This is a genomic window from Gemmatimonadota bacterium, assembly GCA_026706345.1.
In the GTDB taxonomy this organism is placed as follows: Bacteria; JAAXHH01; JAAXHH01; order JAAXHH01; family JAAXHH01; genus JAAXHH01.
This window is the reverse complement of record JAPOYX010000003.1, coordinates 1-15583: the sequence shown is the minus strand read 5'-3', so window position 1 is coordinate 15583 and position 15583 is coordinate 1. Positions and strand designations below refer to the sequence as shown.

16 protein-coding genes are annotated in these 15583 nt (G+C 63.7%); 8 read left to right on the top strand and 8 right to left on the bottom strand.

Going from position 1 to position 15583, the window contains the following annotated elements; all coding sequences use genetic code 11:
- The coding region (locus OXG98_00285; protein MCY3770451.1) for an NEW3 domain-containing protein at positions 1-1193 on the top strand (1193 nt) is incomplete at its 5' end.
- A 36-nt stretch (positions 1194-1229) separates the two neighbouring features.
- Here OXG98_00285 and OXG98_00280 read toward each other — a convergent pair.
- The 3 genes from OXG98_00280 to OXG98_00270 form a co-directional block, all read right to left on the bottom strand.
- Complete coding sequence (locus tag OXG98_00280; GenBank protein ID MCY3770450.1) at positions 1230-2174, bottom strand: branched-chain amino acid transaminase; 945 nt, start codon at positions 2172-2174, stop codon at positions 1230-1232.
- Between the two features lie 109 nt (positions 2175-2283).
- A complete protein-coding gene (locus OXG98_00275) occupies positions 2284-2574 on the bottom strand; it encodes a hypothetical protein (GenBank protein MCY3770449.1) in 291 nt (96 codons plus the stop codon).
- Positions 2575-2673: 99 nt separating this feature from the next.
- On the bottom strand, positions 2674-3249 hold the full coding sequence (locus OXG98_00270; protein ID MCY3770448.1) for a hypothetical protein: 576 nt from the start codon (positions 3247-3249) through the stop codon (positions 2674-2676).
- Positions 3250-3607: 358 nt separating this feature from the next.
- On the opposite strand from OXG98_00270, the gene OXG98_00265 reads away from it, so the two are divergent.
- The 7 genes from OXG98_00265 to OXG98_00235 all read left to right on the top strand — a co-directional run bounded on the left by OXG98_00265 (position 3608) and on the right by OXG98_00235 (position 11653).
- Positions 3608-4579 carry an acetamidase/formamidase family protein gene (locus OXG98_00265; protein MCY3770447.1) on the top strand — a complete coding sequence of 324 codons (972 nt, stop codon included), beginning with the start codon at positions 3608-3610 and terminating at the stop codon, positions 4577-4579.
- A gap of 77 nt (positions 4580-4656) precedes the next feature.
- Positions 4657-5406, top strand: a complete 750-nt coding sequence (locus OXG98_00260; GenBank protein MCY3770446.1) for an SDR family NAD(P)-dependent oxidoreductase — start codon at positions 4657-4659, stop codon at positions 5404-5406.
- A gap of 244 nt (positions 5407-5650) precedes the next feature.
- On the top strand, positions 5651-7303 hold the full coding sequence (locus tag OXG98_00255) for a sigma-54 dependent transcriptional regulator (GenBank protein MCY3770445.1): 1653 nt from the start codon (positions 5651-5653) through the stop codon (positions 7301-7303).
- Positions 7304-7324: 21 nt separating this feature from the next.
- Complete coding sequence (locus OXG98_00250; protein ID MCY3770444.1) at positions 7325-8890, top strand: sigma-54 dependent transcriptional regulator; 1566 nt, start codon at positions 7325-7327, stop codon at positions 8888-8890.
- Positions 8891-8996: 106 nt separating this feature from the next.
- Positions 8997-9320: a thioredoxin gene (gene trxA, locus OXG98_00245; protein MCY3770443.1), complete on the top strand. Its 324-nt coding sequence runs from the start codon at positions 8997-8999 to the stop codon at positions 9318-9320.
- 163 nt (positions 9321-9483) lie between these two features.
- Positions 9484-10401 (top strand): signal recognition particle-docking protein FtsY, encoded by a 918-nt coding sequence (gene ftsY / locus OXG98_00240; GenBank protein MCY3770442.1) that lies wholly within the window; start codon positions 9484-9486, stop codon positions 10399-10401.
- Positions 10402-10417: 16 nt separating this feature from the next.
- Positions 10418-11653, top strand: a complete 1236-nt coding sequence (locus tag OXG98_00235; protein ID MCY3770441.1) for a DegT/DnrJ/EryC1/StrS family aminotransferase — start codon at positions 10418-10420, stop codon at positions 11651-11653.
- Positions 11654-11761: 108 nt separating this feature from the next.
- On the opposite strand, the gene OXG98_00230 is transcribed toward OXG98_00235, so the two are convergent.
- The 5 genes from OXG98_00230 to OXG98_00210 form a co-directional block, all read right to left on the bottom strand.
- On the bottom strand, positions 11762-12877 hold the full coding sequence (locus OXG98_00230) for an XdhC family protein (protein MCY3770440.1): 1116 nt from the start codon (positions 12875-12877) through the stop codon (positions 11762-11764).
- A gap of 21 nt (positions 12878-12898) precedes the next feature.
- A complete protein-coding gene (locus OXG98_00225) occupies positions 12899-13360 on the bottom strand; it encodes a M67 family metallopeptidase (protein ID MCY3770439.1) in 462 nt (153 codons plus the stop codon).
- A complete protein-coding gene (locus tag OXG98_00220) occupies positions 13360-14157 on the bottom strand; it encodes an Mrp/NBP35 family ATP-binding protein (protein MCY3770438.1) in 798 nt (265 codons plus the stop codon). The genes OXG98_00225 and OXG98_00220 overlap by 1 nt, the downstream gene beginning before the upstream one ends.
- Positions 14158-14240: 83 nt before the next feature.
- Positions 14241-14564 carry an iron-sulfur cluster insertion protein ErpA gene (gene erpA, locus OXG98_00215; protein MCY3770437.1) on the bottom strand — a complete coding sequence of 108 codons (324 nt, stop codon included), beginning with the start codon at positions 14562-14564 and terminating at the stop codon, positions 14241-14243.
- Positions 14565-14823: 259 nt separating this feature from the next.
- The coding region (locus OXG98_00210) for a T9SS type A sorting domain-containing protein (protein ID MCY3770436.1) at positions 14824-15583 on the bottom strand (760 nt) is incomplete at its 5' end.

Sequence of the window (15583 nt, the reverse complement as noted above, 5' to 3'; positions counted from 1 at the left end):
AGGTGGAAGAGACGGCATGGATCGGATTGCCCTGGAGTCCCCAGCCCGTCGTGGGCCGGGCCGTAATCGCCGTGGACGGCGTGGATATCGAAATCCGGCAGCCTGCACAGTACCGGTTCGCCGACCGGGCCTTCGGGGAAATCCGGCGGGAACTGAAGGTGGTGCCCCCGCTGTCGGTCACCCTGGATCCCCAGGTGGTGGTCGCCCAATCGGGGCGGGAAAGGCCCCTGCCGTTCAGCGTATCCGTGCTCAGCAACGTTGACGGGATGATCGAAGGCGGCCTGTCACTCGAAGCGCCGGATGGATGGATTGTTTCCCCGTCAGAGGTTCCGCTGTCTTTTACGGGAAAGGGCCAGACCGCGACGTACCGCTACACGGTAACCCCGGCTTCGGGAGCACCGGCCGGCGCCCACGAGGTGCGGGCGGTGGCTCGGTCCGCCGGAAAGGAATTCCGCGAGGGATACGAGGTGATCGCCTATCCCCACACGGAGCCCCGACACCTGTACCGCGGGACGGTTTCGACCGTCCAGGTCGTTCAGGTCGAGCTGCCGGAGGATCTGACCGTGGGATACATCATGGGCACGGGCGACGAGGTGCCCGTCACGCTGGAGCAGATGGGCGTCCAGGTGCAGTTGCTGACGAAGGAGGATCTCGCCACGGCGGACCTGGCCGTCTTCGACCTGATCATCGCGGGCATCCGAGCCTACGAAGTCCGGCCGGACCTCGTCGCCGTGTACCGGCGCCTGCTGGATTACGTGGAGGCCGGGGGCGTCTATATCGTCCAGTACAACAAGTACGCCTTCGACCGGAACCAATACGGTCCCTATCCTTTCGAGATACGCCGTCCCCATGACCGGGTAACGCGGGAGGACGCGCCGGTGGAGATCCTGGTACCGGATCATCCCGTTTTCAACCGGCCCAACCGGATCACGGACAAGGATTTCGAAGGGTGGGTGCAGGAACGCGGCCTGTATTTCCTGGGAGAGTGGGATCCCCGGTACACGCCGCTCATGGCCTCGCAGGATCCGGGGGAAGCACCCAGGGCCGGCGGGCTCGTCGAAGCCCGTTACGGCAAGGGGCGCTATATCTACACGGGTTATGCCTGGTTCCGCCAGCTTCCCGCGGGCGTGCCCGGGGCCGTGCGACTGTTCGCCAACCTGGTCGGCCTGGCGGCCGAGAACCGGAATCCTTGAATCGCCGCGTTACAGGGACTACCCGCGCTGTCTGCGCTACAGAGGCACCTCGGTGCGCCATGCGGGGAAGCGCTCGTCGATCCCACGGATGAGACCGTTGTAGGCCTCGCGGAACTGCTGGGTCACCGCACCGATGGAACCGTCACCGATGTCGTAGTTGTCGATCGAAGCCACCGGCGTGACTTCCGCGCCCGTCCCGCACAGGAAAACCTCGTCGGCCGTATACAGTTCCGTGCGGTCGATCTCTCTTTCCACGACCGGCATCCCGATGACGTCCCGCCCGATCTTCAATACGGTATCCCGGGTGACGCTCACCAGGATATCGGCCGTGACCGGCGGCGTGATGAGGACGCCGTCCTGGATCATCATCAGGCAGGCGCCGGGCGCTTCGCAGACCTTGCCGCGGTTGTTCAGCATGATCGTCTCGTCGAAGCCCTTGAGCGTGGCGTCGGTCCACGCGATGGCGCTGTTGCGGTAGTTGGCCCAGCACTTGATGCGGGCCGGGAGCGTGTTGTCTGAAATGCGCGTCCAGGAGCTGACCGAGCACCGGGCGCCGTCCTTTCGCCGAAGGTTGGAGCCGTAGGCAAAGGTGTGGACGTAGACGTGGGCCGGACCCGCCATCTTGTTGAGATACACGTCCGGCGAGAAATATACGGTCGGGAAGATGTAGACGTCCTCCCGGTACCCGTGGACCCGGCACAACTCGAGGGAGCCGTCCCACACGTCCTCCAGCGTGTACGGCGTTTCCATGCGCATCAACTTGATCGACCGGTACAGGCGATCCAGGTGTTCCCTGAATCGGAAGACGAAGAGTTTTTCCTGGTCGTCGTTCCAGTAGGCCCGGATCCCCTCGAAAATGGCGTGGGCGAATATATGTCCCTGCGTGACATGCACCGTACCCTGGTCCCAGGGGACCTGTTCCCCGTCCATCCAGATGTACTTTGAATGATCCTCGCCCCACATTTTCGTCTTCTTGGCCATGCCAACGCTCCTTATGTATGGTCGAACAACCTGTTCGTGATCCGGTACCACCGCGATTCCGCGTCCCGCCACTAATGCTCGCGACCGGTCCAGTGTGCCGCGTCAACCTCTACACCCGGTCCGGTCCAGGCCGGTCCCGCACCCCTGCACTCCGCATCTCGTCCAGGCGCGCCCGCCAGGCGTATTCCTCCGGGTCGAGGACCTCCACCTGCTGGCACGACATGCACCACTGCAGCATCACCGGCTCGTCATCCCGGGATACTGTGCGTATGGCCACCCAGAACTCGACGCCGTGAGGGCAGCCCGTCTGGGTCCGCTGGAATTCGGGCAGGATGTGATGGATCTTGTCGCCCGCCGGCGCCAGGCCGACCAGGGTCTCGTCATAGGGGCGGATAGGCATGCTCGATGATCCGGAATCGGTGCAATAAGGACGTGAACACTATTGCGTAAACGCTGTGTAATTTATGGGAATCATATATAAAAACACCCGATTCCGCACTTACTTCTCGAGGTTTGCCTTGAGGTAATCGGTCAAAGCTTTTGAGACGCCATCCCGAAGGGATTCTCTTATGGCTGATTCCGCCGAACGTTTGTTACCGGTCTGTCCAAAACTACCATAAGAGGGGGCGGGATATAACCGCAGGAAGTAGCCAGGTATCAATGGTTCGAATAACCGTAGTCCCCTGCTCGAAATGATATCGTTATCGGAGGCTAATTCAGCAAAATAAACGTCGTATTTATAGAGGTAGTTGAGCGGCCGATCTTGTTCCTCAAGGCAACTCACATAAACGTACAAAAACAACCTATTGAAAGCGCCATAAAGCGACGAAGCCGGTTTGATACGTGCCCGCACCAGTTCGCCGTCTACCTCATCCTCGTAAGACGATCCCGGACATCCATCACTTTGGGTGTACAGCACGTAAAGACTGTCGGGGCCGGTCTTCTTCGGTGGTTCGGTAATTCCCTCGTAGTCCGATATCCAGATAGGAAGATCCTTCGTTTCATCTGCCTCCTGCCCGACCGCTGTTAGCGTTGCGGCAGCTATCAGGATCGTCGCCAGTGATTTGATCAGCATGTCCCCGTCCCCTCCCCCCGGCAACCCAAATACCGTGACTGGGAGTGTTGGCAAGGTTCTTTTGAGGTTTGGCTATTTTCGAGTATAATCCCCTAATTTATGGATTTTGGCCACGGTCCTGTCAAGGGATATCCCATCGCGGAACTCCGGTGCAATAACAACCGGATTCACCTTGACCGTACGCGCCGCCCATGGTTATTCTAACCGGCGTAACCAGGCCCTTGACGCCGTGTCGCGCCGCCCAACGCGTGTCGCGCCAGCAAACGCCGTGTCGCGCCGCCCAACGCGTGTCGCGCCAGCAAACGCCGTGTCGCGCCGCCCATTACGCCGTGTCGCGCCACGCAGGAATCCGGGAGTGATCATGGTCCACCACTTCGAACCCACTGGCTATCACACCACCATGGGTTCCCATGAACCCGCCCTGCGCGTGAAGGACGGGGATACCGTCGTCACGTCGACGGTCGACGCCCGGGGGAAGGACCGCTCCGACAAGCCCGTGACGCCTCCGGGCAATCCACAGACGGGCCCCTTTCACGTCGAAGGCGCCGAACCGGGCGACACGCTCGCCGTACACCTGGACCGGCTCACGCCCAACCGCCCCTTCGGCTGGACCCGTCCGCTCGTGGCGCCCAATGTGCTCGATCCCGATTACGTGCGGGAGACCGCAGGGGAGATCAAAAGCCGGGACGACCTCTGCCGCTGGGAAATCGACCTGGAGCGGAGGACGGTCACGCTGGTCGACCCGGACGACACCCGGCTCGAACGGATGTCCCTGCCCCTGGCGCCCATGACGGGATGTTTCGGTGTAGCGCCGGACAAGGGCCAGGCGATCTCGACGGCCACGTCCGCCAGCCACGGGGGAAACATGGACTACCGTGGATTCGTGGAAGGCGTCACCGCGTACTTCCCCGTGTTCGCGCCCGGCGCCCTGTTCCACATCGGCGACGGCCACGCGGTGCAGGGCGACGGAGAGATCGTCGGCACGGGCGTCGAGATCTCCTTCGACGTGCAATTCACCTTCAGGGTGCTCAAGGGAAAGCAAAGCGCCTGGCCCCGCGGCGAGAACGCGGAATACCTGTTCACGGCGGGCAACGCCCGTCCCCTCGACCAGTGCGTCCAGCACGCGACCACGGAGATGCTGCGCTGGCTGCAGGCCGACTACGGACTCGATACGCGGGCGGCCCACACGCTGCTCGGCCAATGCGTCGAATATGACATGGGGAACGTGTTCGATCCCGCCTACACCATGGTATGCAAGGTCCGGAAAGACCTGCTCGAGGGACTGGGCATCGACACCCGGTCGGTACACGCCGAGTTGGCCGAGGCCTGACCGGCCAGACCAGATCAGACCAGATCAGACCAGATCAGAACGCACTGAATTCAACAACGCAAAGATCGGAGCATGACATGAATAGACTGGCAGGACACGTGGCCTGGGTTACCGGCGCGGGGACCGGCATCGGACGCGGTATCGCCCTGGCCCTGGCCCGGGAAGGCGCGGACGTAATCCTCTCCAGCAGGCGGCGCGAGCCCCTGGAGGAGACCGCCGCGGAGGTGGCGTCCGCCGGCCGCCGCGCGGCCATCGCCCCCCTGGACGTGACCGACCGGGACCAGATCGACGAGGCAGTCAACCCGGCGACGGAACGGCTGGGCCCCGTGTCGATCCTGGTGAACAACGCGGGCGTCAATACGCCCCTGCGCACGGCTACGGAGATGGCCGTGGAAGACTGGGATCTCGTCGTGGATATCAATCTCACGGGCGCGTTCAACTGTTTTCGCGCGGTCTACGAACAGATGAAGGCGCGGGGCGGCGGCAACGTCATCAACGTCGCGTCCATGGCCGGGCGCCAGGTCTCCCTCCTCGGCGGGGCCGCCTACTGCGCGTCCAAGCACGGCATGGTTTCGTTGACCCATTCGATCAACCTGGAAGCCGCCGAGTTCGGGCTCCGCGCCTGCGCCATCCTGCCGGGCGAGGTGAAAACGCCCATCCTTAAAAACAGGCCCCAGCCCGTATCGGAAAAGCGCCTGTCCCTGATGCTCACGCCCGAAGACATCGCGGACACGGTCGTTTTCGTGCTCTGCCAGCCCGCCCACGTCGTCATACCCGAAATGTGGGTCATGCCCGCCTACCAGGTGTCGGCGCAGCCGCTGCCGTGAACCGCCGCCGCATGCGCGGCGCACGGCCTCTCCGGGGTGCGGGAGGTTTCTCCGGGATGCCGAAACGGCCCGTTTAGCGATTGACAGCGACCCGGCATTGGCGTAATTTCGGGTGGACGCCGAATCGGCCGGGATCCCTTACGCGGTGGACTTCTGTCGAAGGTGAGCATGTTTCCGCCGTAGGGGAAGCAGCGTCCCGGCTTGAAGCTGCATCAACCTGTCCCTTGCCTCTAATCCACATACCATGAACAGTCCGCCAGAATCCGCCATCCTGCTGGTCGAAGGCTCCTCCCGCGGCCGGGACGAGAAACACTACGGCCTGACCCGGCGCGGCTACCGCGTGATCGCCGTGGAAAACAGCGACCAGGCGCTCAACGTCCTGCCCGCCGAACCCACGAGCGTCATCATCTCGGACCTGAGCGCCCCGGGCATAGACGGACTGCGCCTGATGGACGTCGCCCTCGGCAGGAATCCCGAGGTCGGCGTCATCCTGATGACGGAACCCGGTTCCATGGGCCCGGCCGTTGCCGCCATGAAGGAGGGGGCGTACGACGTACTGGAAAAACCCGTCTACGTGGAGAAGCTCGCGGCGGAGATCGAGAAGATCCTGGACCGGCAGCGCATCGTCCAGGAAAACCAGAAGCTGCTGAACCAGCTGGACACCCGCTATGGATTCGAGAACATCGTGGGACGGTCCGCGTCCATGCAACGCATCCGGGAGCAGATTCTCCAGATCGCCGATACCCAGTCGACGGTGCTGATCTTCGGCGAGAGCGGTACGGGCAAGGAACTGGTGGCCCACGCCCTCCACCACGGCAGTTCCCGCCGGAACGAGTCCTTCGTGCCGGTCTTCTGCAACGCCCTCTCGGAAGGGGTGATCGAAAGCGAACTGTTCGGTCACGAAAGGGGGGCCTTCACGAACGCCGTAAAGACCTACAGGGGCCGCTTCGAACTGGCTGACGGCGGCACGCTCTTTCTCGACGAGGTGGGCGAATTGTCCCCGTCCACGCAGGTTAAGCTGTTGCGGGTCCTGCAGGAACGCAAGTTCCAACGGGTGGGGAGCGGGAACTGGCTGCAGACGGACACCCGGGTCATCGCGGCGACGAACCGCGATCTGGAAGCCGAGATCGAAAAAGGCCGCTTCCGGGAAGACCTCTACTACCGGCTGCGCGTAGTGACGCTTTCCCTGCCGCCCCTGCGGGAACGGAAAGAGGATCTCCCCTTGCTGATCGACCACTGCATCCGCCGGTTCAGCGAACGGGAAAACAAGCCGATAGAGCGCATCGACCAACAGGCCCTGGAACTGCTGTCGACCTACCACTGGCCGGGAAACGTCCGGCAGCTCGAAAACTGCATCGAAGGGATGATCGTCATGGGAACGGGAAAAACCCTGACCGAGGCAGACGTCCCGGAGTTCATACGGCATACCCGGCCGGAACCGGTGGCGGTCCCCCTGAACGACAGTCCGGAGCACCGGGAAGACCTGTCGCCGGAGTTCATCCGCTACCTCGCCATGAAGATCGCCGAACAACGCAACGTGCCCGTACGGGGCATCACCGACGGTGCGCTGGCTCTGCTGGCCTCTGTCGACTGGTCCGAAGACGGCGGATCGCTGCGCCGCTGCCTGGAAACCATGATATTGCTCGCCGATGGTTCCGACCTGGACGTAGAGGACATTCCGGCGGAGTTCCTGCCCCACCGGCCCGGGAAATCCGGGTCCGAGGACGACGAGGACGGGGTGGACATCCGGGTCGGCATGTCGATGAAGGAAAGCGAACGAAGGCTGATCGCCGCGACCCTGGCCGCCTGCGGGCAGAACAAGGCGCGGACCGCCCGGGTACTGAAGATCGGCCAGCGAACCCTCTTTCGAAAAATCAAGACCTATCACCTGGAGTAGCGCTTGCCAAGGAGTCCCGGAGTGGAAGGCCGTACGATTCTCGTCGTGGACGGCGAAGCGGACAGCCGGCGTCACGCGGTGCGTATCCTGCGTGACGCGGGGTACGACGTCCGGGAGACCGGCGTCGCGGCCGAGGCGCTGAGCGCGCTGCGGAAGGATCCGCCCGATGCCGTCCTCCTCGATCTCGCCCTGAACGACGCGGATCCGGAACGGCTGATACGCACCATGGCGGGAAAACACCCCGACACCGACATCATCCTCACCACGCGGCAGCACCAGCCGCCCCGGCAATACCGCCGGCTCGACGTCAGCGACTATGTCGAGAAACCCGTCGACGCGGGAGAACTGCTGACGAAGATGCGCATGCTGGACCTGCGGCGGGAGTTCCACCAGCGGTTCCAGCTCGTGGGCAGGGACGAACGCTTCATCGCCGCCATGGAATCGGTGCTCCAGGTGGCGCCCACGGGCATCCAGGTCCTGCTCACCGGGGAAAGCGGTACCGGCAAGGAAGGGTTTTCCCGGGCGATCCACCATTTCAGCGACCGGCGGGACGGACCCTTCATTCCGATCAACTGCGGCGCCATCGCCGAAGGCGTGCTGGAAAGCGAACTCTTCGGCCACGAAAAAGGCGCCTTCACGGACGCCAAGGGTCAGCGGAAGGGCTACTTCGAACAGGCGGACGGCGGCACGCTGCTCCTCGACGAGATCGGCGAGATGCCCCGGTCCACCCAGGTGAAACTGCTGCGCGTCCTCGAGCAGCAGGAATTCATCCGGGTCGGCGGCTCGACGCCCGTCAAGACCAACGTCCGGCTGATCGCGTCGACCAACCGGGACCTCGCCGGGGATGTCCACGCCGGGACGTTTCGCCAGGACCTGTACTATCGGCTCAACGCCGTGCATATCCATCTGCCGGCCCTGCGGGAACGCCGCGAAGATATCCCCAGGCTGATCAGTCATTTCATCCATGAGGCGCCTGAAAAGCACGGCGCGTCTCCCCCCGTCTTCACGGAGGAAGCCCTGGCGGCCCTCACGGACTACGCATGGCCGGGCAACATCCGGGAGCTGCGGCACCTCGTCGAAAGGCTGCTGGTCACCTCCGGCAAGTCCCGGATCGACGCGGACGACCTGCCGGACACCATCTACATGCCGCCCGTGTCGAACCGCGCCCTGCCCGTCCCGCAGAACCGGAACCCGGAGGACATGGACCGGGAGATGTTCTACAAGATTCTGTGGCAGATCCTGACGGCCATCCACGAACTCCCGTCCAAGATCTCCGCGGCCTTCGGCGGCAGCAATCCCGGCCAACTCCCTGAACGCTTTCGGCTGCCCTCTCCCACGGAAGCGGCGCGGGACATCGAACCTCCCACCGCTAAAGGGGGGCAGGACCTCGAATCTCCCGCCGTAGTGGTATCGGGCGATGGCGACCTGGACCGGCTGCGCACGATGGGAGACTGGGAGCGGGAAGCCATACGGCGTGCCCTCGAACGCAACGGCGGGCACCGGGGCAGGGCCGCGCGTGAACTCGGCATCAGCGAGCGGTCCATTTACCGCAAGATCAGGGACCACGGACTGGACGAATACGCCTGACCGTTTCCGCTGATCCATGCCTCGAAAATGCTTGACAAATCGCCCCCGGAATGCTGAATTTGGCTGGGTACGATTTAATCCAATCTATGTGAAAGGAGCAGCGATAGTGGGACAGCCAACACCGATTACGGACGATCAGTTCGAGTCCGAGGTAATCAATAGCAGCACACCCGTACTGGTCGATTTCTGGGCGGAGTGGTGCGGGCCCTGCAAGGCCGTCGCCCCGACCCTGGAAGAGCTCGCGGGCGACTATGACGGGCGTCTGAAGGTCGTCAAGGTCGACGTGGACGAAAACCGGGAAGCGGCCACCCGTTTCGGCATCCGGAGCATACCGAGCCTGTTGATATTCAAGGACGGCGCCGAGGTGGACCGGATCATCGGCGCGCTCCCCAAGCAGCAACTCGCCGAAAAGATCGATGGCCACCTGTAGGCGTGATCAGGCGCGGCCAGGCGTGATCGGGCGCGATCAAAGCGGTCCGATGAACGCGTAACAGGGATTTGCACCAAAGCCGGGAAGGCCGACCACTGCTCTCCCGGTTTTTTGTATGCGATCCGGTTTTAACACCTGAAAGGGCTCCGGGAACCAGGACATGCTGGGTGTCGTACGCAGACTGAAAGACGGGCTGGCCAGGACACGGGACGGGTTGGTGCGCAGGATCGACCAGGCCGTGGGACGGTATGACCGCATCGACGAGGACCTGCTGGAGGAGATCGAAGCCATCTTGCTGCAGACCGACGTGGGCATGGAAACGACCATGCGGATCATCGACGGCCTCCGGGACCGGGCGGTGGACCGGCGGACCCGGAAGCCCGAAGATCTCATGGGGTTGCTCCGCGAAGAGATGGCGGGCATCCTGGACGGTGCTCCGGCCCTGGAGCCGGCCGGCCGGCCTGGCCGGCCCCACGTCATCATGGTCGTGGGCGTCAACGGGACGGGCAAGACGACCACCGCCGGCAAGATGGCGGCCCGCTATACCGGGGAAGGCAGGAAAGTCCTGCTGGCCGCGGCCGATACCTTTCGCGCGGCGGCCATAGACCAACTGGAAGTCTGGGCCCGCCGCGCGGAAGCCGATATCATCCGGCACCAGCATGGCTCCGATCCCTCGGCCGTGGTCTACGACGCGATGCAGGCCGCCCTGGCCCGGAAGACGGACGTCGTCATCATCGACACGGCGGGCCGGTTGCACACCAAGGACAACCTGATGGAGGAACTGAAGAAGATCCAGCGCACCCTGGGAAAGCAGCTGGACGGCGCGCCCCACGAGGTACTGCTCGTCCTCGACGGCACGACGGGCCAGAACGCCCTTTCCCAGGCCCGCGTCTTCAGCGAAACCCTGGGGGGACTGACGGGCATCGCGCTGACGAAACTGGACGGAACCGCCCGGGGCGGCATCGTGTTCGCCATCGGCGTTCAACTGGCCATTCCCGTCAAACTCATCGGGGTGGGCGAAAGCATCGAGGATCTGCAGGATTTCGACGCTCCCGCCTTCGTGGAAGCCCTCTTCGACTGACTCCCGGGAGATGATCATGCCCCGACTCGCCATAAACGGTGCGGCGCCGGTAAGGACGAAACCCTTCCCCGTCTGGCCCATGGACCTGGAAGAGAGCGCGCGGGCCGCCGGTGAAACCGTGCGGTCGGGACAGTGGGGGAGCATCCAGGGCGAGAAGGTACGCGCCTTCGAAAAGCGCTTTGCCGCGTTCCAGCAGGCCGCCCACGGCATCGCCGTCAGCAACGGCACCACGGCGCTTTGCCTCGCCCTGCAGGCGGTCGGCATCGAACCCGGGAACGAGGTCGTCGTACCGGCCTATACGTTCATCGCATCGGCCAGCTCGATCGTGATGTCCAACGCCGTGCCCGTGTTCGTCGACATCGATCCCGATACCTACAACCTGGACCCCGGCCGGGTCGAACAGGCGATTACGCCGCGGACCAGGGCCGTGATGGCGGTACACTTCGCGGGTCTCCCCGCGGACATGGACCGCCTCGGAGGAATCGCAGTCCGGCACGGCCTGGCCGTGATCGAAGACGCGGCCCAGGCCCACGGTGCGCGCTGGGGAGACCAGGGCGTGGGTGCAATCGGTTCGATCGGCGCCTTCAGTTTCCAGTCGTCCAAGAACCTCAACGCCGGCGAGGGAGGCATCATGCTGACCAACGACGATGATCTGGCATCGGCCGCGCGGTCTCTCGCCGACTGCGGACACGTCGCGCCGGGTCCCCGGTACAACCACTACCGCGTGGCCGGCAACAACCGGATGACCGAAGTTCAGGGCGCGCTGCTCCTGGTGCAGATGGAACACCTGGAGGCTCGGGCGATAAGACGCCACGACAACGGCGAGTACCTGACCGAGCGTCTCGGCGCCGTCGACGGCGTCGTGCCGGTGTCCAGGCCCGCAAGGGCCGACCGCCACGCACGGCATATCTACATGTTCAAGTACGGCGGGGAGGCTTTCGGGGGGATCCCGAAAACACGGTTCATCGAGGCCCTGCGCGCCGAGGGGATTCCCGCCAGTCCCGGCTACTCCATACCCCTGTACAAGCAGCCGGTGTTCAGGGAACGGAACTACGGCATATACCGGAGCCCGGCGCTGTCGGCCGTCGACTATGACGCGTTGAATCTGCCGGTAACGGAAAGGGCCTGCCGTTCGGAAGCGGTCTGGTTCACCCAGAACGTGATGCTCGGCAGCCGGGAGGACATGGACGATATCGTCCGGGCCGTCGCGAAGATAGGGGATAACCGCGACGAATTGCGGGAAGCCGGTTAGACGCTCCGGTGTGCCCCGCCTGACTTCAGTAACACCTTATCGGCGCGCGCCACGCATGACCGCCTGGATTCCTTATCGGCGCGCGTACCGCCTGCCGGCGCGAATCACCTACCGCTGCGCACCACGCCCCGTTCCCGCCGTTTCCCCCACCGTAGAGAGCAGGTGGGCCGGCTTCCCGCCGGACCGTCGGAACTCGATCAACTCGGCCATGATGCTGACCGCGATCTCCTCGGGGGTATCGGCCTGAATCTCCATGCCGATCGGCGCGTGCACCTGGTCCAGCAGGTGACGGGGCACGCCTTTTTCTTCCAGATTCTTCCACATCAGGGCGATCTTTCGCCGGCTTCCGATCATGCCGATGTACGCGGCGTCGGTCCATACCGCCTGTTCGATAACGGGCTGGTCCCACTGGTGACCCCGGGTCACGGCGACCAGGTAGGACGAGCCGTCAATGGGCAGCTTGCCCACGACCTCGTCGAAGGCGTCTACGACGACCTCGTCGGCCTCGGGAAACCGGTCATGGTTCGCGAAGGCCGGCCGGTCGTCCACCACGACGATCCGGAATCCGACGGTATGGGCGATCCGGGCAATGGCCCGGGCGACGTGGCCGCCGCCGAAGAGGATCAGCTGCGGCGCGGGCCAGATGGACTCCATGAAGACCCGGGTCTCCACTCCTTCGTGCTCCAGCGTGACCACCCGCAGCAGGTTCTCGGTGATTTCGATATCCGAATCCAGCCTGATCCGGTCGTCCAGGACGGGGTCTCCCAGCGTCCCGACGGTCTCTCCGGATTCCGTGACCAGCAGCTTGCCGCCTTCCCTGCCGGCCTGTCCCGACACCAGCGTGGCCAGGAGTCCGACGCCTCGCCTGCCGTGGAGACGGCGGATCGCCTCGAAGACCTCCTGCATCGGGCCCGCCTTGATCGGTTCCGTGAAGATCTCCACGTTGCCGCCGCAGTTCAGGCCTTCGTCCCCGGCGTGCTTCTCGGTCAGGATGAAATGCTGCAGCCGGGGCGCCGCCCGATCCATCACCTCGCGCGCCTCGGCCCAGACGTCGGCTTCCAGGCAGCCTCCGCCCACCGTCCCGGTGAACGTACCGTCACGCTTGACGAGCATCTTCGCCTTCTTGCTCATCGGCAGCGATCCCTTGCTCGAGACGATGGTGGAAAGCGCGGCTTTTTCACCCCGAGCCAAGACCTCCACGACCTCGTCGAATACTTCCTTCATAAGCCTGTCCCCGCTGTGGGATCATACCAGTTCTACGGGTATCTCCCTGAATCCCGCTTCATCGTCGACCCACCGGAACATTTTGATCTCGCTTACCATCTCTTTCGTGACGGAGAGGACCAGGTAGCCTGGTTCCGGGTCCAGCCAGTCTGTCAGGGCTTCCATCCGGTCCTTTTCCGAAAAATAGGCCGGCGAATCCGGATGCGAATGATAGAATCCCAGGACCCGAGCGCCCGGCGGTTCGAACTTGCCGAAGAACAGCCGTTCCATGTCCTCCCGGCTGAACACATAGGCGGTCCGAGCATCCCGGGGATACTGCGCCGGATCTTTCACGTGCAGCTCGTCCTGTATGTTCCTGCACCGGTGGACCCGCCAGGAGTCCGGGTCATCCGTTCCGGTCAGAAATCCACAGCACTCCCGGGGATACTCTTCGACCGCGTGGGCGGCCATGCCGTCGTAGATGGACCGGGGAAGCCGCAGCATCAGGATTGGACCGGACCGGGCACCGGCGCCGGCTGGTTCTCGATCTCGGCCTCGACGGCGGCCCGGATGTTTTTGAAGGCCGCCTTTTCCACGGTACTCGCCGAATCCAGAAAGATCGGTTCGCCCGCGTCTCCCCCCGCGCAAACGGCCGGCGAGAGGGGAATCTCCCCCAGAAAGGGCAGGCCCAGCTCATCGCTTAAGGCGCAGCCGCCGCCCTGGCCGAAGATGTGAACCCGTTCACCCGTCCCGGCGTTGACGTAATAACTCATGTTTTCGACGATGCCCAGCACGGGAACCCGCAGCCGCTGGAACATGGTAATCGACTTGCGCACGTCCGACAGGGCGACCTGCTGGGGCGTCGTGACGATGACGGCTCCGGTCAGTTCCGTGGACTGGGCCAGGGTCAGCGCCGCGTCGCCGGTACCGGGCGGAAGATCGACCACCAGGTAGTCCAGTTCCCCCCAGGCCACGTTGCCGAGGAAGCTCTTCACCATCTTTCCGACGAGGGGGCCACGGTAGATCACCGCGTCCGAACGTCCAGCCACAAACCCGACGGACACCAGCCGGATACCATGCCGAACAATGGGTTGGATTCTGCCTGAAGGATCTTTCTCGAGGGACCCGGTGACGCCCATCATCTGGGGGACGTTCGGGCCATATACGTCTGCGTCGAGCAGGCCGGCCGAATGGCCAGCGTCCGCAAGGGCCAGGGCCAGGTTGACGCTGACCGTCGACTTGCCCACGCCACCCTTGCCGCTGGCCACGGCGATGACGTGCCGGATACCGGTCAGTAACACACGGGGGGTTTCAGATTCCGCAGCCAAAGTGCTCGATCCGCGTGGACGGAACACCTTAGGTTCCGCCTGCGCGTCATACGGGCCTATACGTAAAAAGACTCTCCGCAGCCGCAGGTGCCCTTGGCATTGGGATTGCTTACCTTGAACCCTGCGCCCATCAGTCCTTCTACATAATCCAGTTCCGCACCCATCAGGTAGATGGCGCTCTTGTTGTCGACGAAAACCTTGATGCCGTTCTGCTCGATAATCTGGTCGGCGTCGGTCGCCTGCTTGTCGAAAGCGAGACGGTACTGAAAACCGGAACATCCACCGCCGGCGATCATGACGCGCAGTCCGAGATCCGGATTGCCCTGGTCCTCGATCATGGTTTTAATCTTGTCGGCGGCTACGTCCGTCACGGTGACCATGATGTCCAACCCCCTTCAAAATGGCGTAAGTAGCTCGATTTGCGCTGACTTGCAATAGATTTGCACGAACGGAAACACCTGCTGCATGCCGTTGTAGGCTATATAAACCCCAACCCGCTTGGATGTCAACCTCTTTATCGAAGATCGCCGGCCTGCCGTCACCGCCTTTGGTCATGCGTGAAACCGCTTTTCAACCGGCCTGAGAGCCCGCGCTTCGGCCGGCCTGAAACGCGTGTTGCGAGCCGGGAACACGCCGCCCCTAGCGCAGCAGCAGCATCTTGCCCCCTTCCTCGATGTCTCCCGCGGTCATGCGGTACAGGTACACGCCGCTGGGCACGGCGCGGCCGTCGCCGTCCCTGCCGTTCCAGGTCCGCGCGTATCTGCCCGGTCCATGGGTTTCATCGACCAGCACTCGTACCTTTCTGCCAAGCAGATCGTATATCGTCAAGGTAACGTGGACCGGCTCCAACAGTTCGAAGCGTACACGCGTGCTGACGGCAAAGGGATTCGGCGCGTTCGGATAGAGGACCGCCGCCACGCCGTCGGAGGCGCCGGACTCGTGATCGATACGGATTACGACAGGTTCCGCCGTCAACACCAGTCCCGCGCGGCCCACGGGCTGCAACCGGTACTCGTAGGACGTTCCCGGTTGCGCGGCCGTATCCGTGTAATCATAGGCGTTCGACCTCTGAGGATTGTCCCCGGATCGGGTTACCGGTACCGAGGCCAGCAGTTCAAACGATCCATCGGGGTAGTCCCTGCGCTCGATCCGGTAGGAAAGCAGGTTGACCTCCAGCCCCGCGGTCCAGGCGAGGTAGACACCGCCCGGGCCGCCTGCGGCGGTGAATGAGTACACGTCCCCACGCGATTCGGTCGAAAGGGCATTCAGCGCGTGGACGATCCCGTAGCCGTTCAGCGTGTCCGGCGCGGCGGCCTGTCCGGCCGTCTGGCGGAGTACCCTTTGCACCTTTTCGGGCGTCCAGTGGGGATAGGCTTCCAGCAGCAGCGCGGCGACACCC